Annotated in this window: 14 protein-coding genes; 13 read left to right on the top strand and 1 reads right to left on the bottom strand. The window is 62.1% G+C overall.

Annotated features, from left to right (window positions below; translation table 11 throughout):
- Window positions 1-41: 41 nt before the first annotated feature.
- Complete coding sequence (gene tagH, locus AC3I65_RS00280) at window positions 42-1,502, bottom strand: type VI secretion system-associated FHA domain protein TagH (protein WP_488523392.1); 1,461 nt, start codon at window positions 1,500-1,502, stop codon at window positions 42-44.
- Between the two features lie 405 nt (window positions 1,503-1,907).
- On the opposite strand from tagH, the gene tssA reads away from it, so the two are divergent.
- From tssA to AC3I65_RS00215, 13 genes are all read left to right on the top strand, one after another.
- A complete protein-coding gene (gene tssA, locus AC3I65_RS00275) occupies window positions 1,908-2,945 on the top strand; it encodes a type VI secretion system protein TssA (RefSeq protein ID WP_454864260.1) in 1,038 nt (345 codons plus the stop codon).
- An 80-nt stretch (window positions 2,946-3,025) separates the two neighbouring features.
- On the top strand, window positions 3,026-3,541 hold the full coding sequence (gene tssB, locus AC3I65_RS00270; RefSeq protein WP_047226773.1) for a type VI secretion system contractile sheath small subunit: 516 nt from the start codon (window positions 3,026-3,028) through the stop codon (window positions 3,539-3,541).
- Between the two features lie 15 nt (window positions 3,542-3,556).
- Window positions 3,557-5,053: a type VI secretion system contractile sheath large subunit gene (gene tssC, locus AC3I65_RS00265; RefSeq protein WP_047226772.1), complete on the top strand. Its 1,497-nt coding sequence runs from the start codon at window positions 3,557-3,559 to the stop codon at window positions 5,051-5,053.
- Between the two features lie 225 nt (window positions 5,054-5,278).
- On the top strand, window positions 5,279-5,767 hold the full coding sequence (locus tag AC3I65_RS00260; RefSeq protein ID WP_047226771.1) for an Hcp family type VI secretion system effector: 489 nt from the start codon (window positions 5,279-5,281) through the stop codon (window positions 5,765-5,767).
- Window positions 5,768-5,848: 81 nt separating this feature from the next.
- Window positions 5,849-6,298 (top strand): type VI secretion system amidase effector protein Tae4, encoded by a 450-nt coding sequence (locus AC3I65_RS00255; protein ID WP_488523391.1) that lies wholly within the window; start codon window positions 5,849-5,851, stop codon window positions 6,296-6,298.
- Window positions 6,298-6,735, top strand: a complete 438-nt coding sequence (locus tag AC3I65_RS00250; protein ID WP_047226769.1) for a hypothetical protein — start codon at window positions 6,298-6,300, stop codon at window positions 6,733-6,735. The genes AC3I65_RS00255 and AC3I65_RS00250 overlap by 1 nt, the downstream gene beginning before the upstream one ends.
- On the top strand, window positions 6,729-7,241 hold the full coding sequence (tssE, locus tag AC3I65_RS00245) for a type VI secretion system baseplate subunit TssE (protein ID WP_047226768.1): 513 nt from the start codon (window positions 6,729-6,731) through the stop codon (window positions 7,239-7,241). The genes AC3I65_RS00250 and tssE overlap by 7 nt, the downstream gene beginning before the upstream one ends.
- Window positions 7,238-9,097: a type VI secretion system baseplate subunit TssF gene (tssF, locus tag AC3I65_RS00240; protein WP_107323119.1), complete on the top strand. Its 1,860-nt coding sequence runs from the start codon at window positions 7,238-7,240 to the stop codon at window positions 9,095-9,097. The genes tssE and tssF overlap by 4 nt, the downstream gene beginning before the upstream one ends.
- Window positions 9,061-10,113: a type VI secretion system baseplate subunit TssG gene (gene tssG / locus AC3I65_RS00235; RefSeq protein ID WP_274090815.1), complete on the top strand. Its 1,053-nt coding sequence runs from the start codon at window positions 9,061-9,063 to the stop codon at window positions 10,111-10,113. The genes tssF and tssG overlap by 37 nt, the downstream gene beginning before the upstream one ends.
- Entirely contained in the window at window positions 10,106-12,796 is a 2,691-nt protein-coding gene (gene tssH / locus AC3I65_RS00230) for a type VI secretion system ATPase TssH (protein WP_047226765.1), read from the top strand. The genes tssG and tssH overlap by 8 nt, the downstream gene beginning before the upstream one ends.
- 175 nt (window positions 12,797-12,971) lie before the next feature.
- A complete protein-coding gene (locus AC3I65_RS00225; RefSeq protein ID WP_047226764.1) occupies window positions 12,972-14,903 on the top strand; it encodes a type VI secretion system Vgr family protein in 1,932 nt (643 codons plus the stop codon).
- 18 nt (window positions 14,904-14,921) lie between these two features.
- Window positions 14,922-15,356 carry a DcrB-related protein gene (locus AC3I65_RS00220; RefSeq protein WP_047226763.1) on the top strand — a complete coding sequence of 145 codons (435 nt, stop codon included), beginning with the start codon at window positions 14,922-14,924 and terminating at the stop codon, window positions 15,354-15,356.
- Window positions 15,357-15,368: 12 nt separating this feature from the next.
- Window positions 15,369-19,814, top strand: coding sequence for an RHS repeat-associated core domain-containing protein (locus AC3I65_RS00215; protein WP_488523390.1), 4,446 nt, complete (start codon window positions 15,369-15,371; stop codon window positions 19,812-19,814).

Genomic DNA, 19,814 nt, shown 5'->3' with positions numbered 1-19,814 from the left:
TCAATGACGTTTGAGCTATCCGTTGATTGCTTTTAAAAGTGTTATAGGCGGCGCTGTCGCGCGCTGTGCTCTTCGTAGGCGCGACTGAATTCGCGTCCGAACAGGTCCTGGAAATCCTCCTGGGCTTCCCGGGAAATGTTGCTGTAGAGCTCGGTGAATTGCTGCCAGTACTGAGCCTGTCGCGAGCCGTTGAAAATGCTCGACAGACCAGCGGGTTTGCCCATGCGCTCTTCCAGTTGCGCCGGCTCAAAGCGCGCCAGCAAATGCTTGATGGCCGCTTCCACGCCGGCCATCACTGCCAGTTGGTGAGCGCGCAGGTCGTCGAAGCTGTCACGCACCGCCACATCCGGCGCCATGAATGCCTGGTTGCCATGGCGCAGCAGCAACAACATGGCCTCCTCGACATTAGGGGCGAACTTCAGCGGGTTGTTTTCCACCGGCTGGATCATCGTTTGCTGAATGCGGAACTCGCCCTTGAGGCTGCTACGGGCACGCAAGACATCGATCAAGCCTTCGACCATCAGCCGATAGCTGCGCCCGATGCTTTCCATCTGCGCCTCGGCCTGGGCCTGGTCCAGGCGCAACTGATCCAGCCCGGCGCCGCGCAGGAAGGCTTGCAACAGGTCGGGCTGGGCGGCGTCGAGCGGCTTGGGCGGCGTGGCCAGGGTTTGAACGCTGGTCACCGGCGCCTCGCGCAGCGGCGCAGGTTCGGCGGTGGCGTGGACCTGAGGCGGGGGTGTCGGCACCGGCTCTACGACAGGCGGCTCTACGACAGGCCGCTCGACAACGGGCGGTGGCGCAGCGACAGGAATCGGAGCAACTGCCACGGGCGCGGGCTTGTCGCTGAACGGGTCCCAGTCCTCCGGTATCACCGAGGCCGAGGCCTGCGCCACAGGCTCGATCACCGGCGGCGGGCTGGGAGCAGCAATGGGCGTAGGTGGACGGAAATCATGCTGTTGGGCCGGCACATGGTCAGGCTGGGTGGCCGGCGGGACACTGCCCGGGCTCAGGAAGTCGAACAGGTCGGGCAAGGTGTCCATGGCCGAGGCACCCTGGAAATGGGCCGGGGGAGCCACGGGCATCGGCGTAGGTGTATTCAAGCCGGCACCCTGATGCCCCATCAAGGCTTCGAAGCTGCTGGGCGCCTCAGCGAACGGATTGCTGTCGGAGACTGGCAGGTTGAAATCCACCCGCGCCTGGATTTCATAATCGCCAATGCGGATAACTTCGCCGTCTTGCAGCGGCTCACTGTTGCCCTTGCGCAAACGGACACCGGCCTTGACCAATTCCACACCATTAGTGCTGTTATCGGTTAAGTAATAACGCCCGTCTTTGTATTGAATAACGCAATGTTTGCCGGAAACCAGGCGCTCAGGGTCCGGTAATACCCAGTCATTATCGGAGTTACGGCCAATTGCCATCACTCCCTGGTCCATGGACTTTTCAGAACACTGGCCCGGGGTAATCTTGTGATAACTAGTGATAGTCAAACACAGCGCCATCTTGCCTCCTTGCTGAACACTTGCGCATGCGATCGAGTGCCGGGATCTACGCCCGAACGACTCGCCGACAAACCTTTGCAACCAACTGCGAAACGGCTTTTTGCCAGCATGATTGCTGATATTAACCCGCCTGCATGACAAAAAACCTGCATCAGTGCCTGCCTTGACCTACTGGTCGCGCAGGTTGTTAAGCGCCTCACAACTGTCACACAGGGGAAATAGCTTACCTTGACAAGCCATAAGTACTACACCAAAAATGCACAACTTCTTGAATATACGTGATGGCACTTTAAGATCATTAAGCATCTAAAGAGCCATTAGCCTCAAGGAACATGTGGAGTTCCATTCGGAACTTGCGTGTGCACTGCCCGAGTTATTCAGCGGGCGATAGGGAGATCGAACGAAGTGGATGTGCCTCTGCTGCTCGCCGCCGTATCCGCGACTTCGCCGTGCGGTGAAGATTTGGAATATGACGCGGATTTCTTGCGCCTGGAACGCGATTCCCAAGGTCAGCCCGAGCGCAGCATGGGCGATTCGATATTGCCTGCCGAACCCCCTGAGTGGCGCAGCATCCAGCAGCAAAGCCTGGACCTGCTGCAACGCAGCAAAGACCTGCGCATCACCCATTTCCTGCTGCAAAGTTCCCTGGCCCTGGAAGGCATACCGGGCCTGGCCCGTGTGTTGACGCTGACCAGCGAATTGCTCAAGCAGTACTGGGCCGAGCTGCATCCGCGCCTGGACGCCGAGGACGACAACGATCCCACCGTGCGCATCAACGCCCTCGCCGGCCTGACATCCGATATCACCATTGGCCTGCTGCGCGAAAGCATTCTGGCCCGCTCGCGCACCTTCGGTGCCGTGAGCCTGCGCGCCGCCGCCAATGCCAGCGGCCTGCAAAGTTTCCCGAATGAAAGCCTCGGCGCTGAACAGCTCGCCGGAGCCCTGCTCGACAGTGATCCCGAGCAGCTGGAAATCACCCGCGCCGCCCTGTTGGAAGCCCGCAGCGCCGCCGAAGCCATCGAGCAACACGTCAGCGATCAAGTCGGTTCCGCCCAAGGCGTGGACCTTGGCCCGCTGAAGCAACCGCTCAAGATGGCCCTGCAGATTCTCGGCCAGTTCGCCCCACAGAGCGGCGACAGCGCCCTGCCCGAAGTCATCAGCAGCGGCGACGACAACACCGCGCCGGTTGAACACACCACCGCGCCGAGCGCGGGCGCGCCACGCAGCACCGCCCCTGGCGAAATCAACAGCCGCGACGACGTGCTGCGCAGCCTGGACCGGATTCTCGCGTACTACGCCCGTCAAGAGCCCTCCAGCCCCCTGCCGGTGCTGTTGAATCGGGCCAAGATTCTGGTGAACGCCGACTTTGCGACCATCGTGCGCAACCTGATTCCCGACGGCATGAGTCAATTTGAAAACCTGCGCGGCCCAGACAGCGAATAAAAGCGAACGGATCACGCAGTCACGTCACCGGCACCCCCGATGACGCCAACACCGTCGCTCAAGCGACCAGGAGCAGCAACGTGGCGAAGCAAAGTTCTCAGAAATTCATCGCGCGCAACCGTGCGCCTCGAGTGCAGATCGAGTACGACGTCGAGCTCTACGGCGCCGAGAAAAAGGTCCAGTTGCCCTTTGTCATGGGGGTGATGGCGGACCTGGCCGGCAAGCCCGCCGAGCCTCTGGCACCTGTGGCCGATCGCAAATTCCTTGAAATCGATGTCGACAATTTCGACTCGCGCCTCAAGGCCATGCAGCCTCGCGTGGCGTTCCATGTTCCCAACGAACTGACCGGCGAAGGCAACCTGAGCCTGGACCTGACTTTCGAAAGCATGGACGACTTCAGCCCGGCGGCCGTGGCCCGCAAGGTCGACTCGCTGAACAAGCTGCTCGAAGCGCGCACCCAACTGGCCAACCTGCTGACCTACATGGACGGCAAGACTGGCGCCGAAGAAATCATCATGAAAGCGATCAAGGACCCTGCCCTGTTGCAGGCCCTGGCCAGCGCGCCCAAGCCCGCCGATAACGAGCCCAAGGCTTAATCAGGACGAATGATCATGAACGAATCAGCACGTGAAAATCAGTCCCAGGCCCTGGGCACCACCGAAGTACCCAGCGAGTTCGCCTCGCTGCTGATGCAAGAATTCAAGCCCAAGACCGAGCGCGCTCGCGAAGCCGTCGAAACCGCCGTGCGCACGCTGGCCGAGCAGGCCCTGGCGCAGACTGACCTGGTGTCCAACGACGCCATCAAGTCGATCGAATCAATCATCGCCGCCATCGACGCCAAGCTCACCGCCCAGGTCAACCAGGTCATCCACCACCCCGACTTCCAGCAGCTGGAAAGCGCCTGGCGTGGCCTGCACTACCTGGTCAACAACACCGAGAGTGACGAGCAGCTCAAGATCCGCGTGCTCAACATCTCCAAGACCGACCTGCACAAGACCCTGAAGAAATTCAAGGGCACCGCGTGGGACCAGAGCCCGATCTTCAAGAAGATGTACGAAGAAGAATACGGCCAGTTCGGCGGTGAACCGTACGGTTGCCTGGTGGGCGACTACTACTTCGACCAGTCGCCACCGGACGTGGAGTTGCTGGGCGAGCTGTCGAAAGTCTGCGCCGCCATGCACTCGCCGTTCATTGCCGCCGCATCGCCGACCGTGATGGGCATGGGCTCGTGGCAGGAACTGTCGAACCCGCGCGACCTGACCAAGATCTTCACCACACCGGAATATGCCGGCTGGCGTTCGCTGCGTGAATCGGAAGACTCGCGTTACATCGGCCTGACCATGCCGCGTTTCCTGGCGCGCCTGCCGTACGGCGCCAAGACCGACCCGGTGGAAGCCTTCGCCTTCGAAGAAAACACCGACGGCGCCGACAGCTCCAAGTACACCTGGGCCAACGCCGCTTATGCGATGGCGGTGAACATCAACCGTTCGTTCAAACACTTCGGCTGGTGCTCGCGCATCCGTGGCGTGGAGTCCGGCGGTGAAGTGGAAAACCTGCCAGCCCACACCTTCCCTACCGATGACGGTGGCGTGGACATGAAGTGCCCGACCGAAATCGCCATTTCGGACCGCCGTGAAGCGGAGCTGGCGAAGAACGGTTTCATGCCGCTGCTGCACAAGAAAAACACCGACTTCGCCGCGTTCATCGGCGCCCAGTCGTTGCAGAAACCGGCCGAATACGACGACCCGGACGCCACCGCCAACGCCAACCTGGCCGCGCGCCTGCCGTACCTGTTCGCCACCTGCCGTTTCGCCCATTACCTCAAGTGCATCGTGCGCGACAAGATCGGCTCCTTCAAAGAGAAGGATGAAATGCAGCGCTGGTTGCAGGACTGGATCCTCAACTACGTCGACGGTGACCCGGCGCACTCCACCGAGACCACCAAGGCCCAGCACCCACTGGCCGCCGCCGAGGTCATCGTCGAGGAGGTCGAAGGCAACCCGGGGTACTACAACTCCAAGTTCTACCTGCGCCCGCACTATCAGCTCGAAGGGCTGACTGTGTCGCTGCGCCTGGTATCGAAACTGCCTTCGGCCAAGGGTGCGTAAAAACCTGTTGAACGGTACGCGGTAAACATGTGGGAGCGAGCCTGCTCGCGATAGCGGTGGATCCGTCGCCACCTGCGTTGCCTGACACGCCGTCATCGCGAGCAGGCTCGCTCCCACAGGGGGTCTTCAGTGGGTTGGAGATCGCCTTCGTAGCGTTCAGCAGAACAGATTTCGCAAGGTCGGCGTCAATCAAACAATGTGGTAGAGACCACACAGGGAGAAAACATGGCTGTTGATATTTTCATCAAGATCGGCGACATCAAGGGCGAGTCCATGGACAAGGCCCACAAGGACGAGATCGATGTCCTGAACTGGAGCTGGGGCATGTCCCAGTCCGGCAACATGCACGTGGGCAGTGGCGGTGGCGCGGGCAAGGTCAACGTGCAGGACCTGTCGCTGACCAAGTTCGTCGACAAGGCATCGCCCAACCTGATGATGCATTGCGCCAGCGGCAAGCACATCGACAAGGTCAAGCTGACCGTGCGCAAGGCCGGTGGTGAAAGCCAGGTCGAGTACATGATCATCAATCTTGAAGAAGTGCTGATCACGTCCCTGAGCACCGGTGGCTCGGGCAACGATGATCGCCTGACCGAAAACGTCACCCTGAACTTCGCCAAGGTGATGGTCGACTATCAGCCGCAAAAAGCCGACGGCACCAAGGAAGGCGGTCCGGTCAAGTTCGGCTGGAACATCCGTCAGAACGTCAAGGTGTGATCGAACACGCCCCCGGTGCCAGGCGCCGGGGGTGTTTGGTGCTTGCTCGAATCCAATCCTTTCCCACCCGGTATCTGAGTCATGGCCAAGCCTTCGTTTATCAATTTGTGGAACAGCTATCCGCCCTACCCGTCCGCCAGTCCGGCTTGCGACGGTCCCTATGTCAACCAGTGCGCTATTCGTATGAGCATCGCCTTGTGCGGAGAAAAGACCTTATCGGTCAACTCATCGACTTATACGCTGGATCCCAAATGCGCCCATGGACATGCCCGCGGCGCGGAGTCATTGGCCAACTGGCTATGGAGGAAGAACCGCCTAGGCCCACCGAAGGTCTACACCACCAGCGTGGCAGACCGCACAACACTGATGGGCAAAACCGGAATCATCTTCTTCAAAGACTGCTACCAACAGAACAGCGACACTGCCGGTCGACCTACTGGTGATCACATCGACCTGTGGAACCGTGGCCTGACCAAGAGCGGTGATCTGTTCTCAAGATCCAAGGCCATCTGGTTCTGGGAGCTTTCGTGATGCGCAGCCCTTTGTTTCTTTCGGCGCTGGCGGCAAGCCTCGTCAGTCTAAGCGCGTGCGCCGGGCAGGAAACAGTCGCTCCGGCAGCCCTGACGCAAGCAGTTTTCGTCGGACATCCGGTGAGCCTGATCGACGTTCAAGGTCGCTGCACGCTCGTTAAACCTGACCAGAGCCACCTGACGCTCGATATGGAATGGCCTTGCCAGTTCAGCCTGGGCCCGGACAAGCAACTGCGTGTGGAGACCTTCAACCAAGTGCCGATTTTCTTGGTCGAACGCAGCGAACACATGCCCGCTCCCAGCCGCGATTGCTTGACCAAAATTCAAGCAGTACGCCTGGTCAAGGAAACATTGGAGGTCTCGGATGTGAGCCAATTCGCCTCCTGCGGCCCTGGCCAATGGGATCAAAAAATGTATACGGCGCTCTTTCGGTGGTAACCGAAATCGCCACCCGCGATCGCCTGCAACCGTCCCTGTTGGACCGGTTGACCGACGACGATCCGAGCAACCCCAAAGAAAGCGCCGACAAGCGCGTGTTGTCGCTCACCCAGTTGAAAGCCTCGGTGCTGCGTGACCTGGCGTGGTTGCTCAACACCACATCGTTGCTCGATACCGACGCCACGCTGCACACCCCGGCAGGCACGTCTGTGGTCAATTTCGGGTTGCCGGCGCTGGCCGGCAACAGCGCATCGAACGTCGACCTTCCGGCCTTGGAAGCGTTGATCCACCAAGCCATCGCCACGTTCGAACCGCGCATCTTGCGCCACACCCTGAGGGTGCGAGCCCGAGCAACCGCCGAGATGAACCACAACGCCTTGAGTTTCGAGATCGAGGGTGACCTCTGGGCGCAGCCCGTGCCGCTGCGCCTGATGCTGCAAACCGACCTGGACCTGGAAACCGGCCACGTGCGCGTGGTCCAAGCCGACCAGCGGAGACGCCCATGAATCCGCGCCTGCTGGAGCTGTACAACCAGGAACTGCACCACGTGCGCGAAAGCGCGGCGGAGTTCGCCAAGGAATACCCCAAGATCGCCAGTCGGCTGACGCTGTCCGGGATGGACTGCGCCGACCCGTACGTCGAACGTTTGCTGGAAGGCTTCGCCTACCTGACGGCGCGGGTGCAGCTCAAGCTCGATGCCGAGTACCCGACCTTCACCCATAACCTGCTGGAAATCGCCTATCCCCACTATCTGGCGCCCACGCCGTCGATGACCGTGGTGCAACTGCAGACCGACCCCGATGAGGGCTCGCTGAGCGGCGGCTTTGCGCTACCCCGGGACACCGTCCTGCGCGCCGCCCTGGGGCGTGAGACCCAGACCTGCTGCGAGTACCGCACCGCCCACGCGGTGACGCTGTGGCCGTTGCAGGTCAGCCAGGCCGAGTACTTCGGCAACCCGTCCGCCGTGCTCGGACGCCTGGCCGCCAGCGAACCGAAGGCCAAGGCCGGCCTGCGCCTGACCCTGCGTACGGGCGCCGAACTGCCGTTCAACAGCCTGCCCCTGGACAACCTGCCGCTGTACCTCAGCGGTGCCGACGAACAGCCCTTCCGTCTCTACGAACAACTGCTGAGCAATGCTTGCGCGGTGTTCGCCCGCAAGCCCGGCGGCGATTGGGTTGAACGCTTGCCTCAGGACGCGCTGTGCTCGCGGGGTTTCGACGATGCCGATGCCGCGCTGCCCGTGGTCTCGCGCGCCTTCCAGGGCTATCGCCTGTTGCAGGAATACTTCGCCCTGCCCCATCGGTTCCTGTTCGTCGACTTCACCCAATTGAGCCGCGCGGTCAAGCGCTGCGACGGTCAGGAGCTGGAGCTGATCGTGCTGTTCGACCGGCACGACCCGAGCCTGGAGGGCAGCGTCGGCGCCGCGCAGTTCCTGCCGTTCTGCACCCCGGCGATCAACCTGTTTCCCAAGCGCCTGGATCGCATCCACCTCTCGGAGCGGGTCAACGAACATCACGTCATCGCCGACCGCACCCGACCGATGGATTTCGAAGTGCATTCGCTGACCGGCCTCACCGGCCACGGCACCGGGCCGGAGCAGCCGTTCCTGCCGTTCTATGCCGTGCGCGATCCGTCCCGTTATGGCCGCGACCAGGCCTATTACACAATACGGCGTGAGCCACGAGTATTGTCCAGCGACCAACGACGCAACGGCCCGCGCTCGACCTACGTGGGCAGCGAAACCTTCGTCAGCCTGGTGGACAGCCAGCAGGCGCCCTATCGCCACGACCTGCGCCAACTGGGCGTGACGGCGCTGTGCACCAACCGCGACCTACCGCTGTTCATGAGTGTGGGCAACGGCAAGACTGATTTCACGTTGGCCGACAGCGCGCCCGTCGGCGCGATTCGTTGCGCCGCCGGCCCCAGTCGACCACGGGCCAGCCATGCCCACGACGCCAAGGCCTGGCGTTTGATCAGCCAGCTCTCGCTCAATTACCTGTCCCTGAGCGAGCAAGGCCAGGGCGCCGCCGCCCTGCGCGAACTGCTGCGCCTGTACGGCGACAGCAACGATGCGGCGGTGCAGTTGCAGATCGAAGGCCTGCGCGAAGTCAGCAGCAAGGCCTGCACCCGACGCCTGCCGATGCCCGGCCCGATCGTGTTTGGTCGGGGCCTGGAAATCACCCTGGAATTCGATGAAAACGCGTTTCGCGGCACCGGGGTGTTTTTGCTCGGCGCGGTGTTCGAGCGCTTCCTGGCACGCTACGTGTCGATCAACAGTTTTACCGAGACGGTGATCCGTACCACCGAACGCGGCGAGATCATGCGATGGAAAGCCAAGCCCGGACGTCGTCCGACCCTTTGAGTACCCTGGACGCGATGCACCAGGAGCCCTGGGAATACGACTTCTTCCAGGCCTTGCGCCGTATCGAGTGCGAATCCCCCGAGCTGCCGCGCCTGGGCCATTCATTGCGCCTGGCCGATGACCCGCTGCGCCTGGGGCAACAGGCCGAATGCACCTTCGCCCCGGCGACCCTGGCCTCGGTGCAACCGGGCCTCGACGGTGCGCCGGCACGCCTGGAGCAGTTCTTCTTCGGCCTCGGCGGCCCCAACGGCCCGCTGCCGCTGCACATCACCGAATACGTGCGCGAACGTCAGCGCAACAACGCCGACAGCACCAGCAAACGTTTCCTCGATGTGTTCCACCATCGCCTGCTCAGCCTGTTCTACCGGGCCTGGGCCGAAGCGCGGCCAACGGTCAGCCATGATCGCCCGGACGATGACTACTGGTCGGCGCGCCTGGCCGCCCTCAGTGGTCGGGGCATGCCGAGCCTGCTCAAGCAGGGGCTGATCCCCGACACAGCGAAGCTGCATTACAGCGGCCACTTGTCGGCGCAAACCCGCTACCCGGACGGCCTGAAGGCCATCATCAGCGAGTACTTCGGCCTGCCGGTGGAGATCGAAGAATACGTCGGCCAATGGCTGGAACTGCCAGAACGCAGCCGCGTGGGCGTCAGCGCCAATCAGTTGGGCGTGGACTTTTGCCTGGGCCGCTACGTGTGGGATCGCCAGCACAAATTCCGCATTCGCCTGGGGCCACTCAAGCTCGATGACTACATGGGCATGTTGCCCGGCAGCCAACCCTTCAACGAGCTGGTGGCCTGGGTCGCCGAATACCTGGGCCATGAACTGGACTGGGACCTGAACCTGATCCTGGAACAACCCGAAGTACCGGCGCTGCAACTCAACGGTAGTTTGCGCCTGGGGTTCAACACCTGGTTGGGACGCCCCGAAACAGATGCCAAGGATTTAATACTGGCCCGGCATTACGCCGAACAGGCCAACACCTCACAGACCTCAAGGAGCCATGAGCATGGGTGAAATCAGTCGCGCCGCGTTGTTCGGCAAACTCAACAGCGTGGCCTACAAAGCCATCGAAGCCGCCACCGTGTTCTGCAAGTTGCGCGGTAACCCCTACGTGGAACTGGCCCACTGGTTTCATCAGTTGCTGCAACTGCAGGACTCGGACCTGCACCGCATCATCCGCCAGTTCAATATCGAGCCGGCACGCCTGGCCCGCGACCTGACCGAAGCCCTGGACCGCCTGCCACGGGGCTCGACCTCCATCACCGACCTGTCTTCCCACGTTGAAGAAGCCGTGGAACGCGGTTGGGTCTACGGCAGCCTGATGTTTGGCGAAAGCCAGGTGCGCACCGGTTACCTGGTGCTGGGCATTCTCAAGACGCCAAGCCTGCGCCATGCGTTGCTGGGGCTGTCGTCGGAGTTCGACAAGGTCAAGGTCGAGGCCTTGAGCGAGCGCTTTGACGAATACGTCGGCGACTCCCCGGAAAACGCCCTGACCGCCAGCGACGGTTTCAACGCCGGTGCCGTGCCGGGCGAGGCCAGTGGCGCCATGGCCCCCAGTGCCATGGGCAAACTGGAAGCCCTCAAGCGCTTCACCGTCGACCTCACCGAACAGGCGCGCAGCGGTAAGCTCGACCCCATCGTCGGTCGCGACGAAGAGATCCGCCAACTGGTGGACATCCTCATGCGCCGCCGGCAGAACAACCCGATCCTCACCGGTGAAGCCGGCGTGGGCAAGACCGCCGTGGTCGAAGGCTTTGCCCTGCGCATCGTCGCCGGCGACGTGCCGCCATCGCTCAAGGACGTGGAGCTACGCAGCCTCGATGTCGGCCTGCTACAGGCCGGCGCGAGCATGAAAGGCGAGTTCGAACAGCGCCTGCGTCAGGTCATCGAAGATGTCCAGGCGTCGCCCAAACCGATCATTTTGTTCATCGACGAAGCCCACACCCTGGTGGGCGCCGGTGGCGCTGCCGGCACGGGTGACGCGGCCAACCTGCTCAAGCCGGCCCTGGCCCGCGGCACCCTGCGCACGGTAGCGGCCACGACCTGGGCCGAGTACAAGAAGCACATCGAAAAAGACCCGGCCCTGACCCGGCGTTTCCAGGTGGTGCAAGTGGCCGAGCCGTCCGAAGACAAGGCGCTGCTGATGATGCGCGGCGTGGCCTCGACCATGGAAAAACACCATCAGGTGCAGATCCTCGACGAAGCCCTGGAGGCCTCGGTCAAACTGTCCCACCGCTACATCCCGGCGCGCCAGTTGCCGGACAAATCCGTGAGTCTGCTGGATACCGCCTGCGCCCGTGTCGCCATCAGCCTGCACGCGGTGCCGGCCGAAGTGGACGACAGCCGTCGGCGCATCGAAGCGCTGGAAACCGAGCTGCAAATCATCGCCCGTGAACACGCCATCGGCATTGCCATTGGCAGCCGTCAGACCCAGAGCGAAAACCTGCTGAGCGCCGAACGCGAACGCCTGGCCGAGCTGGAAGGCCGCTGGGCCGAAGAGAAAGCCTTGGTGGACGAGTTGCTCGCCACCCGTGCCACCCTGCGCGAGCGCGTCGGCGTGGTGGACAGCGAAGACAACAGCGAAGCTTGCGACAACGAAAGCCACGCCCTGCGCGAGCAACTGGTGGACCTGCAACAGCGCCTGACCGCGCTGCAAGGCGAAACCCCATTGATTCTGCCGACCGTGGACTACCAGGCCGTGGCCTCGGTGGTCGCCGACTGGACCGGTATCCCGGTGGGTCGCATGGCTCGCAACGAACTGGAAACGGTGCTCAACCTCGACCAGCACCTGAAAAAACGCATCATCGGCCAAGACCACGCCTTGCAGATGATCGCCAAGCGCATCCAGACCTCCCGCGCCGGCCTGGACAACCCGAGCAAGCCCATTGGCGTGTTCATGCTCGCCGGCACCTCTGGCGTGGGCAAGACCGAAACCGCCCTGGCCCTGGCCGAAGCCATGTATGGCGGCGAGCAGAACGTCATCACCATCAACATGAGCGAGTTCCAGGAAGCCCACACCGTGTCCACCCTCAAGGGCGCGCCACCGGGCTACATCGGCTATGGCGAAGGCGGCGTACTGACCGAAGCCGTGCGGCGCAAACCGTACAGCGTGGTGCTGCTGGACGAGGTGGAAAAAGCCCACCCGGATGTGCATGAGATTTTCTTCCAGGTGTTCGACAAAGGCGTGATGGAGGACGGTGAAGGCCGGGTGATCGACTTCAAGAACACCTTGATTCTGTTGACCACCAACGCCGGTACCGAACTGATTGCCCAGGTCTGCAAAGACCCGCAGAACGTGCCCGAGCCCGAGGACATCGCCAAGGCCCTGCGCCAGCCGCTGCTGGAGATTTTCCCGCCGGCCCTGCTGGGTCGCCTGGTGACAATTCCGTACTACCCGCTCAGCGACGAGATGCTCAAGGCCATCACCCGCCTGCAACTCAACCGCATCAAGAAGCGCGTGGAGAACACCCACAAAGTCGCCTTCGACTACGACGACGCGGTGATCGACCTCATCGTCTCGCGCTGCACCGAAACCGAAAGCGGCGGACGCATGATCGACGCCATCCTGACCAACAGCCTGCTGCCGGACATGAGCCGCGAGTTCCTGACCCGCATGCTCGAAGGCAAGGCGCTGGCCGGCGTGCGGATCAGCGCCCGGGATAACGAATTGCAGTACGATTTCAGCGACGCGGCCTGACGGTAAGGAACACCGTAAAACCCTGTGGGAGCGAGCTTGCTCGCGATAGCGCAAGTACATTCAACATCAATGTTGACTGATACGCCGCCATCGCGAGCAAGCTCGCTCCCACAGTGGCATCTTCCACAGTGGGGGTTGCGTTCCTTCAGCTATTACAACTTGCACGGGACACTCGATGTTATTCAACCAAGCCTCACGCCTGGCCAAAATCACCAGCCCCCTGGGACCTGAGGTGCTGTTGCTCAAGGACATGGGCGGCGGCGAAGAGCTGGGGCGGCTGTTCAACTACGAGTTGCAGTTGCACTCGCTGGACAACGCCATCGACCTCAACCAGGTGCTCGGCAAACCCATGTGCGTGAGCCTGCAACTGGACGGCGGCGGCGAGCGGCATTTCCACGGCATCGTTTCGCGCTTCAGCCAGAACGTTGACCAGGGACAGTTCGCCAGTTACCAGGCGACCTTGCGGCCCTGGCTATGGCTGCTGACCCGTACCTCCGATTGCCGGATTTTCCAGAACCTGACCATCCCGCAGATCATCAAGCAGGTGTTTCGCGACCTGGGTTTTTCCGACTTCGAAGACGCCCTCAGCCGCCCCTATCGCGAGTGGGAATACTGCGTGCAGTATCGCGAAACCAGCTTCGATTTCGTCAGTCGCCTGATGGAACAGGAAGGGATCTACTACTTCTTCCGCCACGAACAGGGCCGTCATGTATTGGTGCTGGCCGACGCCTATGGCGCCCACACCACGGTGCCCGGCTACGGTTCGGTGCCCTACTACCCCAAGAACGAACAGCAGCGCGAGCGCGACCATATCCACGACTGGCACCTGGCCCAGGAAGTGCAGCCCGGCTCGCTGGAACTCAACGACTACGACTTCCAGCGCCCCAGCGCGCGCATCGACGTGCGTTCGGCCATGCCGCGCCCGCACACCGCCGGCGACTATCCGCTGTACGACTACCCCGGCACCTATGTCCAGAGCCAAGACGGCGAACACTACGCCCGCACCCGCATCGAAGCCTTGCAAACCCTGCACGAGCAAGTGGAGCTGGCCGGCAACGCTCGCGGTCTGGGCTCGGGCCACCTGTTCAGCCTCACCGGCTTCACCCGCCAGGACCAGAACCGCGAATACCTGATCGTCGGCGCGCGCTATTACGTGTCCCAGGAAAGCGGTGAAACCGGCGGCGGCGCACCTTCGGCCCAGTTCGAAAGCAGCCTGACCTGCATCGTCGCCCAACAAAGCTACCGGCCGCTGCCCACGACCCATCGCCCCATCGTCAAAGGCCCGCAGACCGCGTTGGTGGTCGGCCCCAAGGGCGAGGAAATCTGGACCGATCAGTTCGGCCGGGTGAAGGTGCATTTCTACTGGGACCGTCACGACCAGTCCAACGAAAACAGCTCGTGCTGGATTCGCGTGTCACAGTCCTGGGCCGGGAAAAACTGGGGCTCGATGCAGATCCCGCGCATTGGCCAGGAAGTGATTGTCAGCTTCCTGGAAGGCGACCCCGACCGGCCGATCATCACCGGTCGTGTCTACAACGCCGAACAGACCGTGCCTTATGACCTGCCCGCAAACGCCACCCAGAGCGGCATGAAAAGCCGTTCGAGCAAGGGCGGCACGCCAGCGAATTTCAACGAAATCCGCATGGAAGACAAAAAAGGCGCCGAGCAGTTGTACATCCATGCCGAGCGCAACCAGGACATTGTGGTGGAGGTCGATGAAAGCCACTCGGTGGGTCACGACCGCAACAAGAGCATCGGCCACAACGAGACGGTGACCATCGGCAATAACCGCCTGCGCATCGTCAAGCAGGAAGACATCCTGTCGGTGGGCTTGCGCAAGACCGACAGCATCAGCCAGAGCTACGTCATTGAAGTGGGCGAGAACCTGCGCCTGGTCTGCGGCGAAAGCATTCTGGAGCTCAACGCCAGCGGTCAGATCAATCTGACCGGCGTGCAAATCAGCTTCTATGCCAGCGGCGATGCCGAATTCAACACCGGCGGTGTGCTGCACCTGAACAACGGCGGCGGCCCCGGTGCCACGCCCGACGGCCAGGGCGTCAAGGCCAGCATCGACGCCAACATCGCTGCCGCGTTCCCCAAGGGTTAACCTCGAGATTTATGCGCCATGACTTACCGCATCAATGAATTCCAGTTCCAGCTGCCGCCCAGCGAGTTGCTGGATGCAACGATCAACATCCTCAAGTTCCCTGAACTGGGCACCTCCTTGATCGTCAGCCGCAGCTTGCTGGCCGACGGCGAAACCCTGCAGAGCAACCTCGACGAGCAGCTCAAACGCCTGGAAAAACAGGTCCAGGACCTGCGCGCTCAACCGGGCGTCGCCGTGCGCCTGGGCGCCAATCAGGAAGTCGAAGGCATCGAGCTGCGCAGCCAGTTCAACAAGGGCAACGAAAAGGTCTTCCAGTTTCAGCTCGCCCTGGTACTGCCCGGCACGCGCAAAATGCTTGCCTTGAGCTACGTCAAAGCCGAGAAGCTCGGTGATGCTGAAGCAGCGCATTGGGCGACGATCAAGGGCTCGTTGTTGTTTGACGTTCCGGCTTGATGAGCGAACTGCATGTCTGACGCTCTCTGGGCCGCCCGGCTGGGCGATGCGCTGGACCACACCTCAATGATGGCTGACATTCTTGGAGGCGTGCTGGAGGTAGCAGCCAACATTGCGATTACCGCCCTAGCGACGGCTGCGGTGGTGGCGGCTACGGGCATCACAGTCGCCACAGGCGGGTTAGGTTGCTTCCTGCTCGGCGCCGTGGTGGGCGCCGTCGTTGGCCTTGCCATGAGCAAGACCGGGGCCGACGAAGGGCTGAGCAATATCTGCGAAGGCATTGGCAACGCGCTGTTCCCGCCCACGGTGCAAGCGAACATCCTCACCGGCTCAACCAACACCCTGACCAACAACATCCCAGCCGCTCGCGCCGCTGGGGCGATTCAATCCCATGTCGCACCAGCAGACACCGAGCTTGAGGCACCTGAGCCGCAAGCCGAGCCCAGCTATCTGGACATGGCCGAGAACTTTTTCTCGCAGATGTGGCGCCCCACTGTTGCAACACCCGCGCCCGGCGCCGTACCCAAGCCGCTGGATATGATCGCGTGCATGAAACATCCGCCGATGCCGCCGCAGTTTTTGGCCGAAGGGTCGGACAAAGTCACCATCAACGGCCAGCCAGCAGTGCGCAGCGGCGACCGCAGCACCTGCGATGCCAAGGTCGTGTCATCCGGGCTGATTTCACCCGATGTCACCATTGGCGGCGGCTCGGTGGTGGTGCGCGAGATTCGCAGCGGCAAGACCCCGGGCGTCGGTCTGGCAGTCACCGCGCTGCTGATGCTCAAGGGCGGCAAAGGCAAGTTCCTGAGTAACCTGCCGTGCATGCTGGTGGGCGGCGCGGCGTCGATGGCGGTCAGCAGCGCGATGGGCGCCGCGGCCAACGCTACTATGGGTTCGTCGAACCCGGTGCATGCCGCCACCGGGGCCAAAGTTCTGGGCGATGTCGAGGAGATGGACTTCGTCCTGCCCGGCATCTTGCCAATCGACTGGCAACGCTTCTACAACAGCCGCGACGAGCGCCGCGAAGGTATGTTCGGTGCGGGCTGGAGCGTGGCCTACGAGGTGCGCGTCGAGATCCTGCCTCACCCCGAGGGCGGTGAAACGCTTGTCTACACCGATGAACAGGGCCGGCGCATCGACATGGGTTCCATCCCTCTGGGCGGCGCCGTATTCAGTCCCGGTGAAGGGCTCAGCGTACGACGGCATGCCAATGGCCAATTGCTGATCGACAGCTCAGACGGCCTGTACCGGCTGTTCGAGCCCACCCCGGGCCGTGCATCGCTGCTGCGCCTGAGTCAGCTGGGCGACCGCAATGACAACCGCATCTACCTCGACTACGACGACACAGGTCGGCTGGTACAGCTGCGAGACACCTTCGACCTGACCAGCATCGCGCTGGCGTACCACGAACGCTGGCCGCAACGGGTCAGCCGGATAGACCGGCTTTACGCCGATCAACGCCGTGAAGTGCTGATGCACTACGATTACGACGCCCAGGGTGATCTGACCGAGGTCCGTCAATCCAACGGTCACGTGAAACGCCGCTACGCCTACGATGCCGGACGGCGCATGGTTGAGCACCAACTGCCCACCGGGCTGCGCTGCTTTTACGAATGGGCCTTAATCGAAAAGCGAGAATGGCGGGTTGTTCGCCACTGGACCGACGCGGGCGACACTTACGCCTTTGACTACGACCTGGCTGCCGGGACTACGCGCATCACCGACGGTTTGAATCGCATCAGCACCCGTCGCTGGGATAGGCGGTATCAGATCACCGAAGCCACCGATGCCCTGGACCGTACCTGGGCCTTCCAGTGGAACGAGGAAAGCCAGTTGGTGGCGGCAACGGCCCCCAACGGCGGACAACATCAATTCAGTTATGACGAGGCGGGTAACCTTTGCCAGACGTCTGACCCACTCGGACGCAGCGAGTCAACACTGTGGCTCGAACACTGGGCGCTGCCCCTGACCGAAACCGATGCCGCGGGCAATACCTGGCAGTACCGCTATGACTCGCGTGGCAACCGCATTCGCGAAACCGATCCGTTGGGCAACGTCACCCGCTATCGCCATGACGCCCACGGTCAGGTGGTGGAAGTTGTCGACGCCATCGGCAAACGCAAAACCATGCGTTGGACTCCCCTTGGCCAGCTCAGCGAGCACACTGATTGTTCCGGCTACACCACACGGTTCAGTTATTGCGAGCGCGGGACGTTGCTCAGCAGCACCGACGCACTGGGGGAACGGACGCTTTTCAGCTATGACGACCAAGGCAGGCTGCTGACCAAGCAATTACCGGACGGACGTACCGAGCAATATCAGCGCGATGCGAGCGGCCAGTTGATCGGCTACAGCGACCCCGCCGGGCACACCACGCATTTCCAGCACACCCTCAATGGGCAACTGCGCGTGCGTACCGACGCGCATGGTCGACGGGTAGAGCTGAGCTACGACAGCTACGGCCGCCTGCTGGCGCTGACCAACGAGAACGGTGAATGCTACCGGTTTGCCTGGGACGCTGGCGACCGCTTGACCGCCCAGCACAGCCTGGACGGCAGCCTCAAACGCTACGCCTACGACCCACTGGACAACGTCACCCGCATGGAAGCGCTCGCGGTTCCGGGCAGCACCGACCTGGACCTCGCGCCGCAAGCATCGATCACCCATGAGCTGGAGCGCGACGCAATGGGTCGGCTGGTGGCCAAAGTCACCGAAGACGGGCGCACCGAGTACCGCTATGACGCGCTCGATCAGGTCAACGCCATCACCTTCACCGCGCTTACCGGTGAGCAGCAAAGCATCGGCTTGAACTACGACGCTCTTGGGCAACTGATCGCCGAGCAAGGATGGGCCGGACGCCTGGAGCATCGCTACGATGAGCTGGGCAATCTGACCCAGACGCGGCTCCCCGATGGTCGCTGGCTAAACCGCCTGCATTACGGCAGCGGCCACCTGCACCAGATCAACCTTGACGGCCAGGTCATCAGCGACTTCGAACGCGACCGCCTGCACCGTGAAGTGCTGCGCACCCAAGGGCGCCTCAGCACCCGCAGCGAATACGACCGCAGCGGTCGCCTGCGCGCACGCCAACGTCGGCAACAGGGCCAGTCCGCGCTGTTACCACCGGCGGCGCAATCACTGTTTGGCTATGACAGCAGTGATCAACTGGTAGAACGCTTCGACAGCCAGCCTGACGCCCCTCATCGCCATCTGCTGCACTACGACGCCACCGGACGCATTCTCGCCAGCCAGGACAACCTCCAGGGCCAGCGTGAAGGCTTCGCCTATGATCCGGCCGCCAACTTGCTCGATAGCCTGGGCACCGGACGGGTCGCTCATAACCGTTTGCTGACCTATCAGGACAAGCGCTACCGCTATGACGGCTTCGGCCGCATGGTGGAAAAGCGCAGCGCCCGGCGGGGTGTCCAGCGCATGCGCTACGACGCCGAACAGCGTTTGGTGGAGGTTAGAAACGATAACGGCTCGGTCGTGAAAATGACCTACGACCCGCTGGGCCGGCGCATCGAAAAAGCCGAATACGACCGCCATGCCACCCTGCTTAGCCGCACCCGCTTCACCTGGGATGCACTGCAACTGTTGCAGGAACACCGCGACAACCAGACCAGCCTGTACATCTACGCCGACGACAGCCACGAACCGTTGGCAAGGGTCGACGGCCTGGGTGAACACCAGAAAATCCGTTACTACCACAACGACTCCAACGGCCTGCCCGAACAACTCTCGGAAGCCGACGGGCACACGCTTTGGCGGGCCCGTTACCAGGTGTGGGGCAACACCGTAGAAGAGCTACGCGAACCGTATTACATCGAAGAGCAGAACCTGCGGTTCCAGGGCCAATACCTGGACCGGGAAACCGGGCTGCACTACAACACCTTGCGCTTCTACGACCCGGACATCGGTCGCTTTACCACACCGGACCCCATCGGTTTGGCCGGTGGGCTGAACCTCTACCAGTACGCGCCAAACCCGGTGAGCTGGATCGACCCCTCGGGTCTGATGAAGTGCTCGACGCCACCTAAGGGCCGCAAGGTCAACCGGACGGTTTATCGCTTTGAAGAGCCAGGACGGATCAGCACAACCTGGACGGCGCACAAGTGGAACGTTGCCTCCAGACACCGTTACACCGCCCCCGGACTGGGTGGTGTCTATGGCGCCAACTCACGCAAGACCGCCATGGGCGAGGTCAACCACTGGGGTGTGGACCTTTCCACCCGGGTGTTGGTAAGCAAGAAAGTGCAACTCAACAACGTTCTGGATCTGACCCGGGCTGATGTGCGTAAACAACTGGGGGTTTCGCTAAAGAGCATTACCAGCAACAAATACACCCAGACTCATCAAATAGGCGCCTGGGCCAAGGCCAATGGTTATGATGGGATCCTGGCACCGTCGGCGCGAAACCCGACCGGCAGCAACTTGATTTCCTTTGCAGGTTTTTAA

Source organism: Pseudomonas sp. N-1-13 (assembly GCF_057787095.1).
This window is presented reverse-complemented; position numbering and strand designations above follow the sequence as displayed.